Consider the following 16,853-nt stretch of genomic DNA (forward strand, 5'->3'; position numbering starts at 1 on the left):
TTAATTTCTTAATGAATAAAAATCTTGATTTTATCTCTTCTAAATATAATAACCGCAGAAACAAAATTCCAGAAAAAAGAGCTGCAAAAAAAAGCTATCGCCCCACCCGTCATCCCATAAACTGGAATTAAAAATCGATTTAATATAAAGTTAATAATCACTGCTCCTAGTAAAATAATCTGAAAAATATGCTGTCTTCCAGTCATATTCAAATAAACCGGGGCAGAACCAAATAAAGAACAAATCCCCTGTCCTATTATTAAAATTAGAAAGGATTTTTGGGCTATAATATATTGATGCCCAAAAAATGACAAAACATGCTCTGAAAATACACAAATTAAAACAATCACCGGAAAGCCTATACAAAATATTAATCGAGAACTATTTTTTAATGTCTTTTTTAATTCTGTAATATTTTTAGCCGAAAAATACTCTGCGATTTTTGCAGAAACAGTGATGTTTATCGTCAAGATGATTACCGAAACAATGGTCATTATTTTAACTCCAACCGAATAAAAAGCTACTGTTTCATCATTTTGATATTTTTTCAAAAACATAATATCAAACGACATTAATAAAAACATCGCCATACCGCTTATTGCAATTGGATATGATTTTGTAAAAATCTCTTTTGAGGTAAATATTTCTTCTGATGATATTTCTGTCCTATTAAAATAAATGAATACCAAAATAGAACTTACCAGTGCTAAAAAAACAAAACCAACTAAAAAAACATCGATTAAGTAAACTTCTAAATGCCAATAAAATAAAACTATCGAACCAATTATCAACGGAATATACTTGATGATATTTCGAAATAATTCGGCAACATATAATTTGTCTAATGCTCTGAAAACTTCAGTGTTTAAAAGCGATAATCCATGAAAAAAAAGTATAAATGAACTTTTTAAAAGTATCGAATATACCTCATCATCCAAAAAATAAGTATTGATTGTTTTTTTATCAATAAGAAGAAAAAGTATTAAAATTAAGAGTGAGGCTAAAAATAGCATACCAGCCATTTTATAGTACACTTTTTTCAATTGTTCAAGTTTATTCAGGCTGGCCAATCTTCCTTTAAAATATAAAATAGACTGATCAAAACCTAATAAACAAATACTTCCTATAGCCAAAAGATAAGAACGCACAAAATCATACTGTCCAACCAATTTTGGACTATATGATTTTGTTAAAAACACTGTAAAGCCAAATAACAAAAGAACTCCGAAAATTCGCAAAGCTAAAGTTCCTAAACTTTGTTTTATGAAGGAGCTTTTTGAAATTCTTGCAATGATTTTAAATGCTTTCAAAATATATTATTTAGCCTGAGCTTTTAAAAGCTGGCTGCGATAAAACTTTTTAAATTTACAAATCAAAATAAAAAGGAAAAGGAATATAAACGGAAACAAAAATTTAAAATTACCGTTAATAATTTTAGTTTTATTGATGTTTAAGGTTGAATTTATGTCTTTAATTGCTTTATCATAATTAACCATTTTTTGTTTGTTTTTACCCTGATCAATAATCAAATACTGTTTTGTTTTAATAATATCGTTCAGCTGAGTATTCTCATTGTAATAAACAAGCTTATCGTTTTTTGCACCATTTTTTACAGAATTTGAAAAACCATTTAATACCTGGTCAATTTGAGCAATAATTGTATCGTTTTTAACAATTTGATCCTCAAGATTTTTATATCCAATTTTTTGAAGCGCATTAAAATACTCAGAGCTGTTTAAGTATTTTAATAACGGTTCTACAATTTCCTTTTGATCCGTAATTTCGTTGGTTACAAAAGTAATTGAATGAAAAGTATAGTTTTTACTTGTTACATTGTCTTCCAATACTTTTTTTATTTCGCCCACCTCAGCCATTAATTTGATCAGCTCGAAATTTTGCTCTTTGTCTTCAATAAATTTATAAACATCCGCAATAGGTTTTATTTCGATTTTTTTGATCAATTTAGGCTTATTTATTCCAACTTCATTTTTTAGAAAAGCAGTATCTCCGGCAATAATTTTAGATTCGATCAAATCTATCTTAGAATAAAGATAATCTACGCTGCCAAAATTTGGAGTTACAATAACTTGATTATCAAACGATTTTTTACTTGAATCCAAATACCATCCAATACCAAACCCTGCAATGACTAAAATTAAAACAATAATCCAATTGCGGACAAAGAAATGGATAGATCGAAAAATCATGGTATTAATTCTGTCAAAAAAACTACCAATACTTTTTGAAAGCTGAAAAATATCAATCTCCTGATCCGGGTTATGCTGCGGTACTTTTGTACTCATTTATGATTTTATTTTATGTTAAAAATCTGTTCCAAAATTTTAATGGTAATCAGGTAAGTTGGCTTTACACCGGTTGTTCCTAACCCGCCTGAAGCTAAAGTACTTCCAGTTTCTAAAGGATTATCCGAAGCATAATAGGCATAACGAACTTTAATATCGTGAGGCACGCTTTTTCTAATTTTTGATGCCGACTGAATTGCTTTTTGGTAATATGATCCTTCCATTTCTAGTCCGATTACACCCCAAGTCGATTCGTGGAAAAACTTCAATAAATCTCTGTTTTGCAACGAAGTTCCTAAAACGGTAACCATTGCACCTTCATAAATATCAATTTCATTTCCTTCGAACATTGAACCTGTAAGTTCGTTTTCGAAGAAATAATTATCAGCTGTTCCTTCGTTGATATGTGCCGTTGGAATCATGATATCTCCTTTTCCGCCTTCCAGAATTCCGGCTTTCCCCATAATAGAAACCGATTTTACATTTAGTAAAGTTTCTTTTTTGTATGGTTTTAAAAGTTCATCGATTGTTTCATAAGCCTGCTCTCCAAAAGCATAATCCATCACTATAATAACCGGTTTTTCTTCTCCAACATTGGCGTGTGAAAATGCTGTTTTAGACCAGTCAATTTTAGCTGTATCAAAAATCTGAACATCAATATTCGTTCCTGAGCAGTCCGGCAGCGAAATCATTCCGTTTTTCAGCGCCAGTTCTTCAACCTCATTTCGTATCTCTTTAGAACCGGATCCGCTTAATTCTTCGTAAATAAAGAAATCGCTTTTTCCTTTATATTTTGGTGTTAATAAAGGTGTTGCAAAAATCGAATTCATCACACTGTGCATATTGGCACTAATTACATGAATTGGTCTTTGCAATAATTTATTTTCTTTTAAAACTTCTTTGATATTTGTCGCCCAGATTTCCCCGTGAATATGATGCCCAAGACGTTCACGCAAAACAGGACTAAAGGTGATCGTACGTTTATTATTATCAACAATTTCCTCGATTGCCAATTTTCCCAGCCAGTAAATAACATGCAGGAAGCGATCCGGAGCATTTTCGGAACCAAAAGCATCGTAAATATCTAAAACTTCTTCAAATGTTCTGGCTAAAATATTAGCAACATGAGAAATAGCTTTTTCTTTTTCGATCTGCGAAAGCTTTTTTGTCTGTGTGATAGCCTGCTCTAATTTCTGCCAGTCACGGGAAACTTCGCCGCCGTCATCTAATAAAACTCTGTTTTTAATTTTATGAGATTCTATGAAAATGAAAGTCAAATGCGTCAGGATATCGTAAATATCTGAACGTCCACGTGTGATTTCGACATTCATTTGTTCTTCGTCGATTCTGTAACAGTTTCTTCTTCTCTTTGGAGGAACAATTGGCTGAAAATGCGATTTAGAATAGCCTTCGTCTGAGGTCAAATTGATGAATCTGCATTGTTCGATTCCTATCGGAAGGCGTTCTATAACGTACAAAAGTCCATTTAGTTCTACCTTTTCTTCAGCTATATTTCCATAAATTTCAGGGCGTAACGCCAATAATGATTCTCTTAAACTATCGCCCGAAACTCCCATTGGCTTATAAAAACCACGGTTGAATAAATGGCGCATTGTAATGTACATTTTTTCTATAGCTGCAGATGATTCCTGGGCTCTTGATCTTGATATATGTTTGGTTTCTTTCATGTCTTTTTTATTATAAAATCTTCTCTAAAAGAAGATTACTTCGAGTATTTCGATAAACGAAATTAGGAATTTAATATATAACATTCATGCATTTTCATTTAACAAATTGTTAGAAAGCATAAGTTATTTGTTTTCTTTATATTGATCAAAAATTTTTACAATATCTGGATTTCTATTCGAATAAATAATTTTAATAGTATCATTTAATTTTAAATAATCTGAACGAAAATTCACTGAACACTTTCCATCTTCATATTCAATAAAAACATATCTATTCTTTTTTATGTCTTTATTAATTTTTTTTACGACAATACTTTCAATCACTCCATTTATTTTCAGTTCTCTATTTTCGTAAATTCCTATTGAAAATCTAAATAAAAAAATTGTTAAAAACAACATTGGAAACCCAATAAAAATAAGTGATTTTTTTAATTTTTTAGCTTTATTCATGCCTATTTCTGAAGTATAATAGTTATTATTTATTAAATCTAATGGAGAAATAAACTGAGGATTTTCAATTTTAACAATTAAAAGTCTTGTTATAAATAAAGCAAAAAATAATATTCCCATCCAGCATATTCCGACAGAAAATAGCAAAATAATCGTAAATTTATTTAAACTCGAAAGAATTAATGAATCAGTCCACCAATACTTAATGGCTAGAAAAATACCTATTACATTTAATATTAAATAAATCGATAAATATTTGACTTTTGTTTTTAAATTCATTCAATTCTATTTTAAACTAAAAGTATAGGATTTTTCTTTAACTCAAATTATCCGCAATATCCCTGTTATTTGATAATCGAGGAATTTTGTTCTGTCCGCCTAGTTTTCCCTGCGATTTCATGTATTCCTGAAATCCGTTTTTTGAAACTTTGGTAATCACAACTTTCTGCAGCACATTTCCGGTAATTAAATCGTCGTAATAAATATTCTGTTTTCGCATCGAGTCGTCTATTGCTTCGGCGAAAGTCTGCATATTTTCAGGCTCTTTTTCAAACTCTATAAACCATTCATGATAAGGTAATCCGTTTGCAGGCGTTATTTGCGGTGCTACAGTGAATTCGTTTATTACAATGTTAGTTCCGGCAGTTGCTTCTTTCATTGCATTTTCGACTTCATTGGCAATAACGTGCTCTCCAAAAGCAGAAATATAATGTTTGATTCGTCCCGAAACTATAACACGATACGGTTTTAGAGATGTAAACTGAACCGTATCTCCAATATTATATCCCCAAAGTCCGGCATTTGTCGAAACAATGAGCGCATAATTTACACCTGTCTCAACTTCGCCAATCGTATATCTTTTTGGTTTTTCGGTAAAGAATTCATCAGCTTTTATGAATTCATAGAAAATACCTGCGTTTAAAAGCAGCAGCATTCCTTTTTCCTTTTGAGAGTCCTGATAGGCAAAGAAACCTTCTGAAGCCGGAAACAACTCAATGCTGTCCACTTTTTTGCCAATCATCTGCTCAAATTTGGCGCGATAGGGTTCGTAATTTACTCCTCCGTAAATAAACAAGTTGAAATTTTTGAATATATCACTGATTTTCTTCCCGCCGCTTTTTTCCTGTAAGCGCTCAAAATACATTTGAACCCAGGACGGAATTCCGGAAATCACCGACATATCTTCTTTAATGGTTTCGTCTACGATAGCATTTACTTTGGTATCCCAGTCTTCAATACAATTGGTTTCCCATGATGGCATTCTGTTTCTCTGGAGATACTTCGGAACAAAATGCGCTACAATTCCTGAAAGTCGTCCAAATTTAATTCCGTATTTTTCAGTCAGAATAGGACTTCCCTGTAAAAAAATCATTTTCCCATCAACAAAATTCGCGTTTCCGGTTTCGTGAATGTAATGCAGAATCGCATTTCGGGCAGCGTTAATGTGCGAAGGCATGGATTCTTTTGTCAGTGGAATATACTTCGCTCCCGAAGTAGTTCCCGAAGTTTTAGCAAAATAAATGGGTTTTCCTTTCCAAAGAATATCCGCTTCACCTGTTTTTACTTTCTCTATATACGATTTCAGATCTTCATAATCCCGAACCGGAACGTTTTTTTGAAAATCGGCAATAGTATATATGGTATCAAAATGATGATCTTTCCCAAATTGGGTTTCTTTGGCATTTTTTATCAGACTCTTAAAAACTTCTAATTGAGTTTCAACTGGTTTATTAGACCACGCAAGAGTTTGATTGTATATTCTTCGGGCAAAAAGTTTTGCCGCTATCGACTTAATTGACATTTTTTTGTGGTATTACTTTTTGTCGCTTTTCTTCTTTTCAGTTTTGCTTTCACCCTGCTCCTTCTCTATTTTAGCAACCTCCTCTCTAAGTTTGATTTCTTCTTCGGTAGCTTTCATATCAACATTTGGATGTTCTTCTACATCGGCTATAATCGAATCTTTACTAAATTTGGCATATTCCAGTTCTCCTTTTAAAACTTTTTGAATTCCTTTTATATAAGCTTCATTCTGTTTTAATGCTTTTTCAAGAGAATCTGATTTTATGGCCAGTTCTGTAGCGTTTCTTTTTAATTCGGAAGAAGAATACCCCGGAATAAATTCGCGTAAGGGAGTAAAAGCAATAATGTAAGTTGTAATTGAAATTAAAAATATACCACCTAATGTAAACGTCACAAAGACATTCATTAAATTAAGTTTTAGAGAAAAAATTTCTTCAAAAGTATCTTCGTTAAGGATTACCAGTCTGTTTTTGGTGAATAATTTCTTTCTGAAACTGCGTTTTTTCTTTTTCATTTTCTTCATTATACGAGCAAATATAAGAATTAATAGTATTTCTGATGTTGGATAAAAATAGGCAAATACTGTAATCTAGTGATTTTATAAAATATTTAACGCACTTAAAAATAAATATTTTAATCCAAAAGCACTTCTTGTTCGTATATTCTATATACCTTTGCGGTTAAATTCAAAAATCAATTTGCTTCGGCGTTAAATATAAAACCATGGGAAGATTAGGTCTTACAGAAATCCTTGTTATAGTAGGTATTGTGATATTACTTTTTGGAGGTAAAAAAATTCCAGAATTAATGAAAGGTTTAGGAAGCGGTATTAAAGAATTTAAAAATGCTGCTAAAGATGATCAGCCTGCTGCTTCTAAAAAAGAAGAAGAGACTAAATAATAAACTCTAACGTATTTTAAAATCCCAGATTACAAATGTAGTCTGGGATTTTTTTTGTATCTAAAAAATCTTACTTTTATACTCCCTAAATTTTTTACATATGAAAAACCTACTTTTAGCGGTGGCTTTTCTGTTTGCAGCAGAAAGTCAATCGCAGACACAGCCCTTTCCGGCCAATAAGGTATACGGAAATGGACTTATGGCAGCATCTAAAAACAGCCAGGATGCACAAGAAAATTACAATACCTGGAAAGCCAATTTTACAGAAACTTGTTCTAACGGAAGATACCGAGTAAAATTTGACGCTTCGTGGGAAACGGTTTCTGAAGGTATTGCTTACGGAATGCTGCTTTCTTCTTACATGGCAGACAAAGCACTTTTTGACGGACTTTGGCTGTATTACAAAGACAATGTAAACGCAAACGGTGTTATGAACTGGAAAATCAACGGCTGCTCCGGAGCAATTGGTTTTAACGGCGCAACCGATGCCGAACTTGATGCTGCTTTTGCTCTTATTATAGCCGATTATCAATGGGGAAGCACTGGAACCATTAATTACAAAAATGATGGTAAAACCTTAATCGCTGCGATTAAAAATCATGAAGTTGAAGCCAATACTTATGTTTTAAAACCCGGAGACCAATTCGGTGGCAGCCAAATAACAAACATATCGTACTTCTCGCCTGCTTATTACAGAGCTTTTGGTGCTTTTACAAATGATGAAGCCTTTTGGAATCAGGTTGCTTCAAAAGCATATACAATAATCAACAATAATTTAACGCAGAATAATGCCGTTGGAGGTTTAGTTTCTGACTGGTGTGAAGCATCGGGAGCATACTCATCTCAGGCTGGCGGTTATAATCAGGGAGGAAGAACGTATTCTTATGATGCAGCCAGAACTCCATGGAGAATTGCAGTTGATTATGTATGGAATGGAAACGCAGATGCAAAAATCTATTTGAAAAAATCATCAGATTTTGTTCGTGTAAACTTGGGCGGTACATCTAATATTAAAGATGGTTATAACCAAAACGGAAGTGTAAGCGGTCAATGGCATAACGCTACTTTTGTGGGTGCATTTGCCTGTGCAGCGATGGCGGGTGAAAATCAGGAACATTTAAATGCTTCTTACAATGATTTGAAGAATCTGAATGAGCCAAACAGTTATTTTAATCACACCCTGAAAACCTTATACTCCTTTTTACTAACCGGTAACTTTTATCTGCCCCCAACAGCTTCTTTGTCTAATGATACTTTTGATATTGAAAAATCTACTGTCACGCTTTTCCCAAATCCGAGCGCTGATCGAATCACAATTAACGCGCCTCAGCAATCAACTATTTCAGTAATTTCTCCATCCGGAAGTATTATATCAAAGCAAAAAACAACTTCTGAAACAACAGAAATGAATTTAGCCAATCAGCCCCGAGGCATTTATTTTATAAAGATATCTAACGACAATTTTAAAAGTGTTACCAAAAAAGTAATTCTGAAATAATCTTAAAAACAGAAACGCCCAAATTACGAATGTAATTTGGGCGTTTTTTTATTTAACCAAGCAAGCATTTGGCATTTTTTATAAAATCATCGTCAGCTGGATTCTCTTTCTATCTTCATCAACCTCAGTAACCTTAACATCAACATGCTGGTGTAATTTTACCACTTCGTTTACGTCGCTCACAAAGCCGGCTTTTAATTGTGAAATGTGAACCAATCCGCTTTCTTTAATTCCGATGTCAACAAAACAGCCGAAGTTGGTGATGTTATTAACAATTCCCGGTAAAATCATTCCGGTTTTTAAATCCTTGATTGATTTTACGTTGGCATCAAACTCAAAAACCTTAGCCGACTTTCTTGGATCTAATCCAGGCTTTTCAAGCTCTTTTATGATATCTTTTAGCGTAAGTAGACCTATTTCAGGCGTCACATACTTTTCGGCCTTAATAAGCGCTGTTTTCTCTTTGTTGGCAATTAAGTCGTTTAAAGAAACATTCAGGTCTTTCGCCATCTTTTCAACAACCGGATAAGCCTCCGGATGCACTGCCGAATTATCCAGCGGATTTTTAGCATTTGTAATTCTAATAAACGCCGCTCCCTGCTGATAGGCTTTATCTCCTAGACGAGGCACTTTTTTCAGCTGTTTTCTATCTTCAAAAGGTCCGTTTTCAGAACGGTATTGTACAATGTTTTCAGCCAGCTTCTCCCCGATGCCGCTCACATAACTTAATAAGTGCTTACTAGCGGTGTTGATGTTAATTCCAACCGAGTTTACGCAGCGAATAACCGTATTATCTAATTCCTCTTTTAATTTCGTTTGATCCACATCATGCTGATACTGCCCTACTCCAATTGCTTTTGGATCTATTTTTACCAATTCGGCCAACGGATCAGAAAGTCGTCTTCCAATAGAAACCGAACCACGAACTGTTACATCATAATTAGGGAATTCTTCTCTCGCAATTTTTGAAGCCGAATATACTGATGCTCCAGCCTCAGAAACCACAAATACCTGAACTGGTTTGTCAAACGCGATTTTTTTGATGAAAAATTCGGTTTCGCGCGAAGCTGTTCCGTTTCCAATCGAAATTGCATCAATCTGATACGCATTTACCATCGAACGCACTTTTTTAATCGCCATAGTTTCCTCGTTTTGAGGCGCGTGCGGATAAATTGTTTCATTGTATAATAAATCGCCTTTTTCATCCAGACAAACTACTTTACAACCACTTCTAAATCCCGGGTCAATTGCCAAAATACGTTTTTCTCCCAACGGCGGCGCCAATAATAACTGACCTAAATTATTAGCAAAAACCTGAATAGAATTCGCATCGGCTTTTGCTTTTGCTTCTTGCAGCGTTTCGTTTCCAATTGCCGGATTCAATAAACGTTTATAACTATCTTCTATCGCCAGCTGTAAATGCGCTGTTGTATTATTTTGTTTTTTAATGATGATTTCGTCAATTACATCGTAAGCATCGTCGATATCAACATCAATTTTCATTTTTATAAAACCTTCATTTTCTGCACGAAGCATCGCTAACAATCTGTGCGCCGGCGCTTTTGTTAACGGTTCTTCCCAATCAAAATACTGATCGAATTTTTTTGCTCCTTCTTCTTCGGCTTTCTTTTTAACCACTTTTGTAGCAATGGTCGCTTTTCGCTGAAACAATCTACGAAGCTGTTTACGAACATAAATATTCTCGTTTATCCATTCGGCTACAATATCTCTTGCGCCCTGAATAGCGGCTTCTTCGTTAATAACATTTTCATTAATGTATTGCGTCGAAATAAAATCGATATCGGCATCACTTTCAGATATAATCAGTTTTGCCAAAGGTTCCAGACCAAATTCGCGCGCGACATCGGCTTTTGTTTTTTTCTTCTTTTTGTATGGAAGGTAAAAATCTTCGATTTCCTGTAAATCAAAACTGTCTTCGATCTTTTTCTTCAATTCCGGCGTAAGTGCTTTTTGCTCTTCGATCGATTTTAAAACTGCTTCTTTACGTTTTATAAGTGTATCGTATTCTTTCTGCAGTTTAGCAATCTGTTCAATAACAGTTTCATCAAGGTTTCCTGTCGCATCTTTTCGGTAACGCGAAATAAACGGAATTGTACAGTCTTCCTCTAATAATTTTACTGTGTTTTGAATACTGACTGCGGGCGCCTGAACAGACTTGGCAATGAATTGAATATTAGTCATACTTTTAATGAAATGATTTTCTTACTTAAAAATGATATAATTTACTTGTTAAAGCGTTTCTGCAAAATAGTAAATCATTCGGCTAAAATAATATCTTTGTTTTTAATTTTTAGCCAATGGAAGTTTTATTACTATATTTTTTATTTATAAATGTACTGGTTTTTATTTTCGCCGGATATGATAAGTCTCAGGCACGAAAAAATAACCGGCGTATTCCTGAAAAAACCTTGTTTCTAATGGCCTTAACCGGTGGTTCACCAGGGTTATTAACAGCGATGTTATTATTTAAACATAAAACGAGTAAAACTTCTTTTATTGTAAAATTTGCTGTGATTTTAGCGATTCAAATTGCGCTTATAATTGTATTTCTGAATTATAAAAAGTAGTTATTAACATTGTTGATAACTCAAAAAATGGTGATTTAAAAGTATATTAAAACACTGAATTATAAATAATTAAATAAAAAACCGGACAAATTAATAAATCCGCCCGGTGTGTTTATGAATAGGTGCGAAGCACCGAATTTTTTTTTTGACTTTTTATGCGCAGGCAATTTTGTTTACTCTATTTTGGTGTCTTCCACCTTCAAAAGCCGTATCAAGGAAAGTTTCAACGATTTCGACAGCTTGGTGAATAGATGTAAACCTTGCCGGAATACTCACAATGTTTGCATCGTTGTGTAAACGAGTTAAATACGCGATTTCTTTCGTCCAGCATAAACCAGCTCTTACTTTCGGGTGTTTATTAACAGTCATTGCAATTCCGTTACCGCTTCCGCAGATTACGATTCCAAAATCAGCTTTTCCTTCAGATACATCATTAGCAACCGGATGTCCAAAATCAGGATAATCTACAGAAGCATCAGTATCTGTACCGTAATTGGTTACATCATATCCTCTTGCTTTAAGCATTTCAACAATTGCCTTTTTATATTCTGGTCCTGCGTGATCGTTTCCTATCGAAATTTTCATTTTTATTACTATTAAGTTGTGTACAGCAAATTTACTCAATAAAAAGATGTTCGCTACGAATTACACTAATTTTCACAAATTTTTTTCTTTTTAAATACAATGTAAACATCTACTATTATAATTACTGTACATTCGTAAAATTCGCAGCTAAAACTCACATTACACAATCATCTTAATTTCAAAGCCTTATAGGGTTATCAACAATTTTAATAACTTCATAAGTATCTCACAATCAATAAATAATGTTTAGAATATTTGTTAAAATTTTAAGGTGTTAATACGAGTTCGTAATTCGTTGATATTCAGTTAACTTTAAATTAACAGAAAATGTTAATAAGTTCGAAAAGAAAATTAGAAGTTTTTTTTGGTTGTTTAAAAAAAATACCTAATCCAAAACCGGAATTAAATATGCAAGAAAAGTTTCGTGAATTTTTGGAAAAGTTATCAATATCAAAAATACCATTTTCAACAACTATGAACATATCAACTTATCTACAAAATCAATCAAAATTTGGTTGTCAACCGTTGTTAATTAAAATACAAAAAGTCTTATAAATTAATTATTTAGCTAAAAATAACTATGTTGATAACTCAGAATAACTAAGTAAAACGAGAATCCAATGGCTCCTAAAAAAAATTTATTCGACATATTAACACACTATAATAACCATCAAATTTTTTTAAATTTTTAAAAATCTTTTTTATTGTATTTAATATATGTTGAAAACTAAAAAAGGTTGAAAAAGAAAAAAAATTTTTTGATTTGAATTTTTGTTTTGATTTGAATTTGTCCTGAGTTGTTTCAGACGATTTTGAGAGGATTGTTGAGATTGTCCAGAATTTCCTGAACGTGTTCGAAATCGTTGGGATGAACTTTGAGTTTGATGCCGCCGAGTGCATTGGAGTAAAACGGCATGACTGAAAGCGTCATTTCGTTTTCGAGAAAATAAGGGATTCCTTCTTGTTCCAGTAAGTGTTTGAGAACTACAGTTTCGTGCAGATAATTGAATACGGCGATCGTTTTAAAACTTTCCATTTTAGGTCTTTTTGTAAATGTACGAAAAGTTATATTTTTAATAATTCTGTCTTCTGAAAAAGAATTATCTGATTTCTTATTTGTAATTTTAAACCTTATAAGAAAAGATATATGAGTAAGAAAATTAGAAAGCCGATAAAAAAGGAGAAAGATTTCTCTGGAAAAATACTTAAAATTTTATCGCAAAATGCTAATAAACCTTTCAATTACAAACAAATAGGAGCTAAGCTAGAATTAGACGATACCAAAAGCAGAAACCAGATTATAAAAGATTTAAAAATTCTGGCAGCTCAAAAAAAGATTATAGAAACAGAACCTGGAAAATACTTAATTAAAGCAGTGAGCCAGGATTATTACGAAGGAACAATAGATATGACGAGCAGAAAAACGGCATATTTTATTTGTGATGAGTTTGAAGAAGATGTTTTTATTCCAACCAATAATTTGAATCGTGCGTTAGACAAAGACAAAGTAAAAGTATACGTTTATAATAGAAGAAAGGGGAAGAAACCTGAAGGTGAGGTTATTGAAGTTCTTGAAAGAGATAAAACAGAGTTTGTAGGTGTAATTGATATGCAGCCAAACTTTGCTTTTGTATCTACTGCAAATCCTAAAATGTATACCGATATTTTTATTCCAAAGGATAAAATTGGTGAAGCCGAAAACGGAGATGTAGTTTTAGTAAAGATTGAAGACTGGCCAAAAAGAGCAGATAGTCCGTTTGGATCTGTAATTCGAGTACTCGGAAAACCAGGAGAACACAATACAGAGATTCATGCGATTTTAGCAGAGTATGGTCTTCCGTCTGATTTTCCGGTAGAAGTAGAGGTTTTTGCACAAAAACTGGATACTTCAATTCATGAATCTGAGATTGCAAAACGTCGTGATATGCGTGATACGCTTACGTTTACAATTGACCCGAAAGATGCAAAAGATTTTGATGATGCCTTGTCTTTCAAAAAGTTAGAAAACGGAAATTTTGAAATTGGTGTTCACATTGCCGATGTTTCCTATTATTTAGAAGAAGGTACAATCCTGGATGATGAAGCGTATCAAAGGGCTACTTCGGTTTATTTGGTAGACAGGGTAGTGCCAATGCTTCCGGAAGTATTGTCGAATTTTGCCTGTTCACTTCGTCCAAATGAAGAAAAATATACTTTCTCAGCTGTATTTGAAGTTTCTCCGACAGCTCAGGTTATTAACCAATGGTTTGGAAGAACTGTAATTTATTCAGATCAGCGTTTCGCTTACGAAGAAGCACAGCATATTATTGAAACAAAAGGAAATAATACGATTCCGGTTGATATTTCTATTACCGGGGAGTCTTATGTTGTTCCAGATGAAATTGTCGAAGCTACTTTAAAACTTGATGAATTAGCTAAGATTTTAAGAAAGAAAAGAATGCAGCAAGGTGCCATTTCTTTTGATAAAGTCGAAGTAAAATTTAATCTTGATGCAGAAGGGGAACCAGAAGGAGTTTATTTTAAAATTGCTAAAGATGCCAATCATCTAATTGAGGAATTTATGCTCTTAGCGAATAGAAAAGTAGCAGAGTATATTGGGAAACAAAAGAAAACCTTTGTATATCGTATTCACGACGAACCAAATGAAGATAAACTTATTGCCATGCAAACTGTGATTGCTAAGTTTGGTTATAAGATTGATTTTAGAAATAAAGGCGATATTGCAAAATCTCTAAACTCTTTAATGGAAGAAGTAAACGGTAAGAAAGAACAAAATCTTATTGATACTCTTGCTATTAGAAGTATGAGTAAAGCCAAATATTCGACTGACAATATTGGTCATTACGGTTTGGCTTTTGATTATTACAGCCATTTTACATCGCCAATTCGTCGTTATCCGGATGTAATGGTACATCGATTACTGCAGTATTATTTAGATAATGGCACATCTGTTGATGAGGAAGAATATGAAACAAAATGTCTGCATTGTTCAAATATGGAAAGTTTAGCTACCAATGCTGAGCGTGACAGTATTAAATACATGCAGGTAAAATACATGCAGGATCATCAGGAAGAGGAATTCCTTGGCGTTATTTCTGGTGTTACTGAATGGGGAATTTATGTTGAAATCGTTTCTAATAAATGCGAGGGAATGGTGAGAATCAGAGAAATAAAAGATGATTATTATACTTTCGATGAAAGGCAGTATGCTTTGGTTGGAGCCACTTCAAACCGTTTATTACAATTAGGAGACGAGATTTATGTTAAAGTAAAAAATGCCGATTTAGTTAAAAAACAACTGGATTTTCATTTTTTACGACGAGCAGAATAACTATTAATTTTTAAAATAAAAGTATGAAAAAGCTAATTATAGGAGCAGCAATTTTATTTGTACAAATGTCTTTTGGTCAGGTTACCAAAGAATTAGGAGATTTTGATACCGTAAAAGTATTTGATAAATTAACCGTAAAACTGGTTCAGGGATCTGAAAATAAAATTGTTGTAAAAGGAGCAAGAGAAGCAGAGTTAGAAGCTGTAAACAAAAATGGAATTCTAAAATTAAGAATGCCTTTTCCAAAACTTCTTTCAGGAAATGATCTGGATATTACATTGTATTACAAACACATAGAACTTATTGATGCCAATGAGGGAGCTTCTGTAACAAGTAATGAAACCCTTAAAGCAACTTCTTTTAAAGTAAGTGCGCAGGAAGGTGCAAAAATTAACGTAGATTTGGAGGTTGATAAACTGAAAGTAAGTTCGGTTTCCGGAGGAGAAATCACCGTAACCGGTAAGGCAGACAACATGGATGCAGGACTTGGAGCAGGTGGATATCTTCTGGCAAGTAAATTAGCCACGTCTCAAACGAAAGTAAGCGTTTCTGCGGGCGGAAAAGCCGATGTTAATGCTTCGACCCTTGTTGATGCAAAAGTGAGCGCAGGAGGCTCTATTTACATTTATGGAAAACCAAAACAAATTAATCAGAAAACAGTTTTAGGTGGTAAAATTGAACAAGTAAAATAATATAGTATTTTGATGATAAATGATATTCTGGCTGGACTGCCATGGGGGCTTTTTCTTAGCTTTATGGTAGGTCCGGTATTTTTTATACTGCTAGAGACCAGCATTACCAAAGGTTTCAGAGCTGCACTGGTCTTTGATTGTGGTGTCGTATTGGGTGATGTTTTTTTTATAGCAATTGCTTATTTAGGAAGTTACCGATTGATTTCGAGCTTAAAAGATAAGCCGGCACTGTTTATTTTTGGAGGCATTATAATGCTGGCATACGGTATAATTTCTTTTATCAGATTAAGAAAAGAAGAAAAAATAAACGATGAAGAAATTGATCGTGATATTATCAAAAGAAACTACGGAAGTTTATTTGTAAAAGGTTTTTTACTGAACGTTATTAACATAGGTGTTCTAGGTTTTTGGTTAGCAGTAATTATTTCTGTAGGACCAAAACTAGAAATGCAGAACTCAAGAATGATTACTTTTTTTACTTCTGTGATCATTGCTTATTTATTAGTTGATTGTATCAAAATACTATTAGCCAAACAATTAAAATCTAAAATGACACCAACTAACATCCTTAAAATTAAAAAAGGAATTAGTATTGTTTTAATGGTTTTTGGAGTAGTGTTAATAACTCAGGGATGGTTTCCAAAAGAAAAAGAAATGGTTAAAAATGCTTTTGAAAGAATAGAAAAGAAGTAGTTGTTAATAACTCAAATTATATCAAAAAAGCCTCTGATTTTCAGAGGCTTTTTTGTGTTAATAATGTTCGTTTAGAACTTTATCAAAGTTTTAAACTTTGACAAACTTGTGAAGAAAATAAGAAACCCGACGGGTTATAAAACCTGTCGGGCTTCTTATGAAATCTAAAAATTAGACATAAAAAAAAGAGACACATTTCTGTATCTCTTTTGAGGCATCGTCCGGATTCGAACCGGAGTAGGAGCTTTTGCAGAGCCCAGCCTAGCCGCTCGGCCACGACGCCATTACTTGAACGGATGGCAAAAGTAACTAAAATCTTTAAATT

Annotated in this window: 15 protein-coding genes and 1 tRNA gene; 6 read left to right on the forward strand and 10 right to left on the reverse strand. The window is 33.2% G+C overall.

What is annotated here, in order from left to right; genetic code table 11:
- Positions 1–8: 8 nt before the first annotated feature.
- The 6 genes from OZP11_RS14565 to OZP11_RS14590 all read right to left on the reverse strand — a co-directional run bounded on the left by OZP11_RS14565 (position 9) and on the right by OZP11_RS14590 (position 6,755).
- A complete protein-coding gene (locus OZP11_RS14565; protein ID WP_281231279.1) occupies positions 9–1,310 on the reverse strand; it encodes an MATE family efflux transporter in 1,302 nt (433 codons plus the stop codon).
- A 6-nt stretch (positions 1,311–1,316) separates the two neighbouring features.
- The gene (locus OZP11_RS14570) at positions 1,317–2,303 is read right to left on the reverse strand and encodes a hypothetical protein (protein WP_281231280.1); all 987 of its coding nucleotides are present in this window, start codon (positions 2,301–2,303) and stop codon (positions 1,317–1,319) included.
- Positions 2,304–2,311: 8 nt separating this feature from the next.
- Complete coding sequence (locus OZP11_RS14575; protein ID WP_281231281.1) at positions 2,312–3,991, reverse strand: DUF6909 family protein; 1,680 nt, start codon at positions 3,989–3,991, stop codon at positions 2,312–2,314.
- A gap of 123 nt (positions 3,992–4,114) precedes the next feature.
- Entirely contained in the window at positions 4,115–4,720 is a 606-nt protein-coding gene (locus tag OZP11_RS14580) for a hypothetical protein (protein ID WP_281231282.1), read from the reverse strand.
- Positions 4,721–4,757: 37 nt separating this feature from the next.
- Positions 4,758–6,242 carry a GH3 auxin-responsive promoter family protein gene (locus tag OZP11_RS14585; protein ID WP_281231283.1) on the reverse strand — a complete coding sequence of 495 codons (1,485 nt, stop codon included), beginning with the start codon at positions 6,240–6,242 and terminating at the stop codon, positions 4,758–4,760.
- Between the two features lie 12 nt (positions 6,243–6,254).
- Positions 6,255–6,755: a peptidase gene (locus tag OZP11_RS14590; RefSeq protein ID WP_281231284.1), complete on the reverse strand. Its 501-nt coding sequence runs from the start codon at positions 6,753–6,755 to the stop codon at positions 6,255–6,257.
- 209 nt (positions 6,756–6,964) lie between these two features.
- Here OZP11_RS14590 and OZP11_RS14595 point away from each other — a divergent pair, with 209 nt between their 5' ends.
- Positions 6,965–7,141 carry a Sec-independent protein translocase subunit TatA/TatB gene (locus OZP11_RS14595; RefSeq protein ID WP_035646675.1) on the forward strand — a complete coding sequence of 59 codons (177 nt, stop codon included), beginning with the start codon at positions 6,965–6,967 and terminating at the stop codon, positions 7,139–7,141.
- 100 nt (positions 7,142–7,241) lie between these two features.
- Positions 7,242–8,639: a glycosyl hydrolase family 8 gene (locus OZP11_RS14600; RefSeq protein WP_281231285.1), complete on the forward strand. Its 1,398-nt coding sequence runs from the start codon at positions 7,242–7,244 to the stop codon at positions 8,637–8,639.
- A gap of 78 nt (positions 8,640–8,717) precedes the next feature.
- Here the strand turns inward: OZP11_RS14600 and OZP11_RS14605 are convergent, their stop codons facing one another.
- Positions 8,718–10,841, reverse strand: a complete 2,124-nt coding sequence (locus tag OZP11_RS14605; RefSeq protein ID WP_281231286.1) for a Tex family protein — start codon at positions 10,839–10,841, stop codon at positions 8,718–8,720.
- Positions 10,842–10,957: 116 nt separating this feature from the next.
- Between OZP11_RS14605 and OZP11_RS14610 the strand changes: the two genes are divergently transcribed.
- The gene (locus tag OZP11_RS14610; protein ID WP_281231287.1) at positions 10,958–11,227 is read left to right on the forward strand and encodes a DUF1294 domain-containing protein; all 270 of its coding nucleotides are present in this window, start codon (positions 10,958–10,960) and stop codon (positions 11,225–11,227) included.
- 153 nt (positions 11,228–11,380) lie between these two features.
- Here the strand turns inward: OZP11_RS14610 and rpiB are convergent, their stop codons facing one another.
- Positions 11,381–11,812 carry a ribose 5-phosphate isomerase B gene (gene rpiB / locus OZP11_RS14615; protein WP_281231288.1) on the reverse strand — a complete coding sequence of 144 codons (432 nt, stop codon included), beginning with the start codon at positions 11,810–11,812 and terminating at the stop codon, positions 11,381–11,383.
- A gap of 802 nt (positions 11,813–12,614) precedes the next feature.
- Positions 12,615–12,848 carry a putative signal transducing protein gene (locus OZP11_RS14620; RefSeq protein ID WP_281231289.1) on the reverse strand — a complete coding sequence of 78 codons (234 nt, stop codon included), beginning with the start codon at positions 12,846–12,848 and terminating at the stop codon, positions 12,615–12,617.
- A gap of 111 nt (positions 12,849–12,959) precedes the next feature.
- Between OZP11_RS14620 and rnr the strand changes: the two genes are divergently transcribed.
- Genes rnr through OZP11_RS14635 form a run of 3 tightly spaced genes read left to right on the forward strand, consistent with a single transcriptional unit; the run spans position 12,960 to position 16,528 of the window.
- Entirely contained in the window at positions 12,960–15,143 is a 2,184-nt protein-coding gene (rnr, locus tag OZP11_RS14625) for a ribonuclease R (protein WP_281231290.1), read from the forward strand.
- Between the two features lie 23 nt (positions 15,144–15,166).
- Positions 15,167–15,835, forward strand: coding sequence for a head GIN domain-containing protein (locus OZP11_RS14630; protein WP_281231291.1), 669 nt, complete (start codon positions 15,167–15,169; stop codon positions 15,833–15,835).
- Between the two features lie 12 nt (positions 15,836–15,847).
- Positions 15,848–16,528 (forward strand): LysE family translocator, encoded by a 681-nt coding sequence (locus OZP11_RS14635; protein ID WP_281231292.1) that lies wholly within the window; start codon positions 15,848–15,850, stop codon positions 16,526–16,528.
- Between the two features lie 212 nt (positions 16,529–16,740).
- Here the strand turns inward: OZP11_RS14635 and OZP11_RS14640 are convergent.
- Positions 16,741–16,811: transfer RNA gene (locus OZP11_RS14640), tRNA-Cys, on the reverse strand.
- Between the last annotated feature and the right edge of the window lie 42 nt (positions 16,812–16,853).

Source organism: Flavobacterium gelatinilyticum, assembly GCF_027111295.1.
GTDB lineage: Bacteria > Bacteroidota > Bacteroidia > Flavobacteriales > Flavobacteriaceae > Flavobacterium > Flavobacterium gelatinilyticum.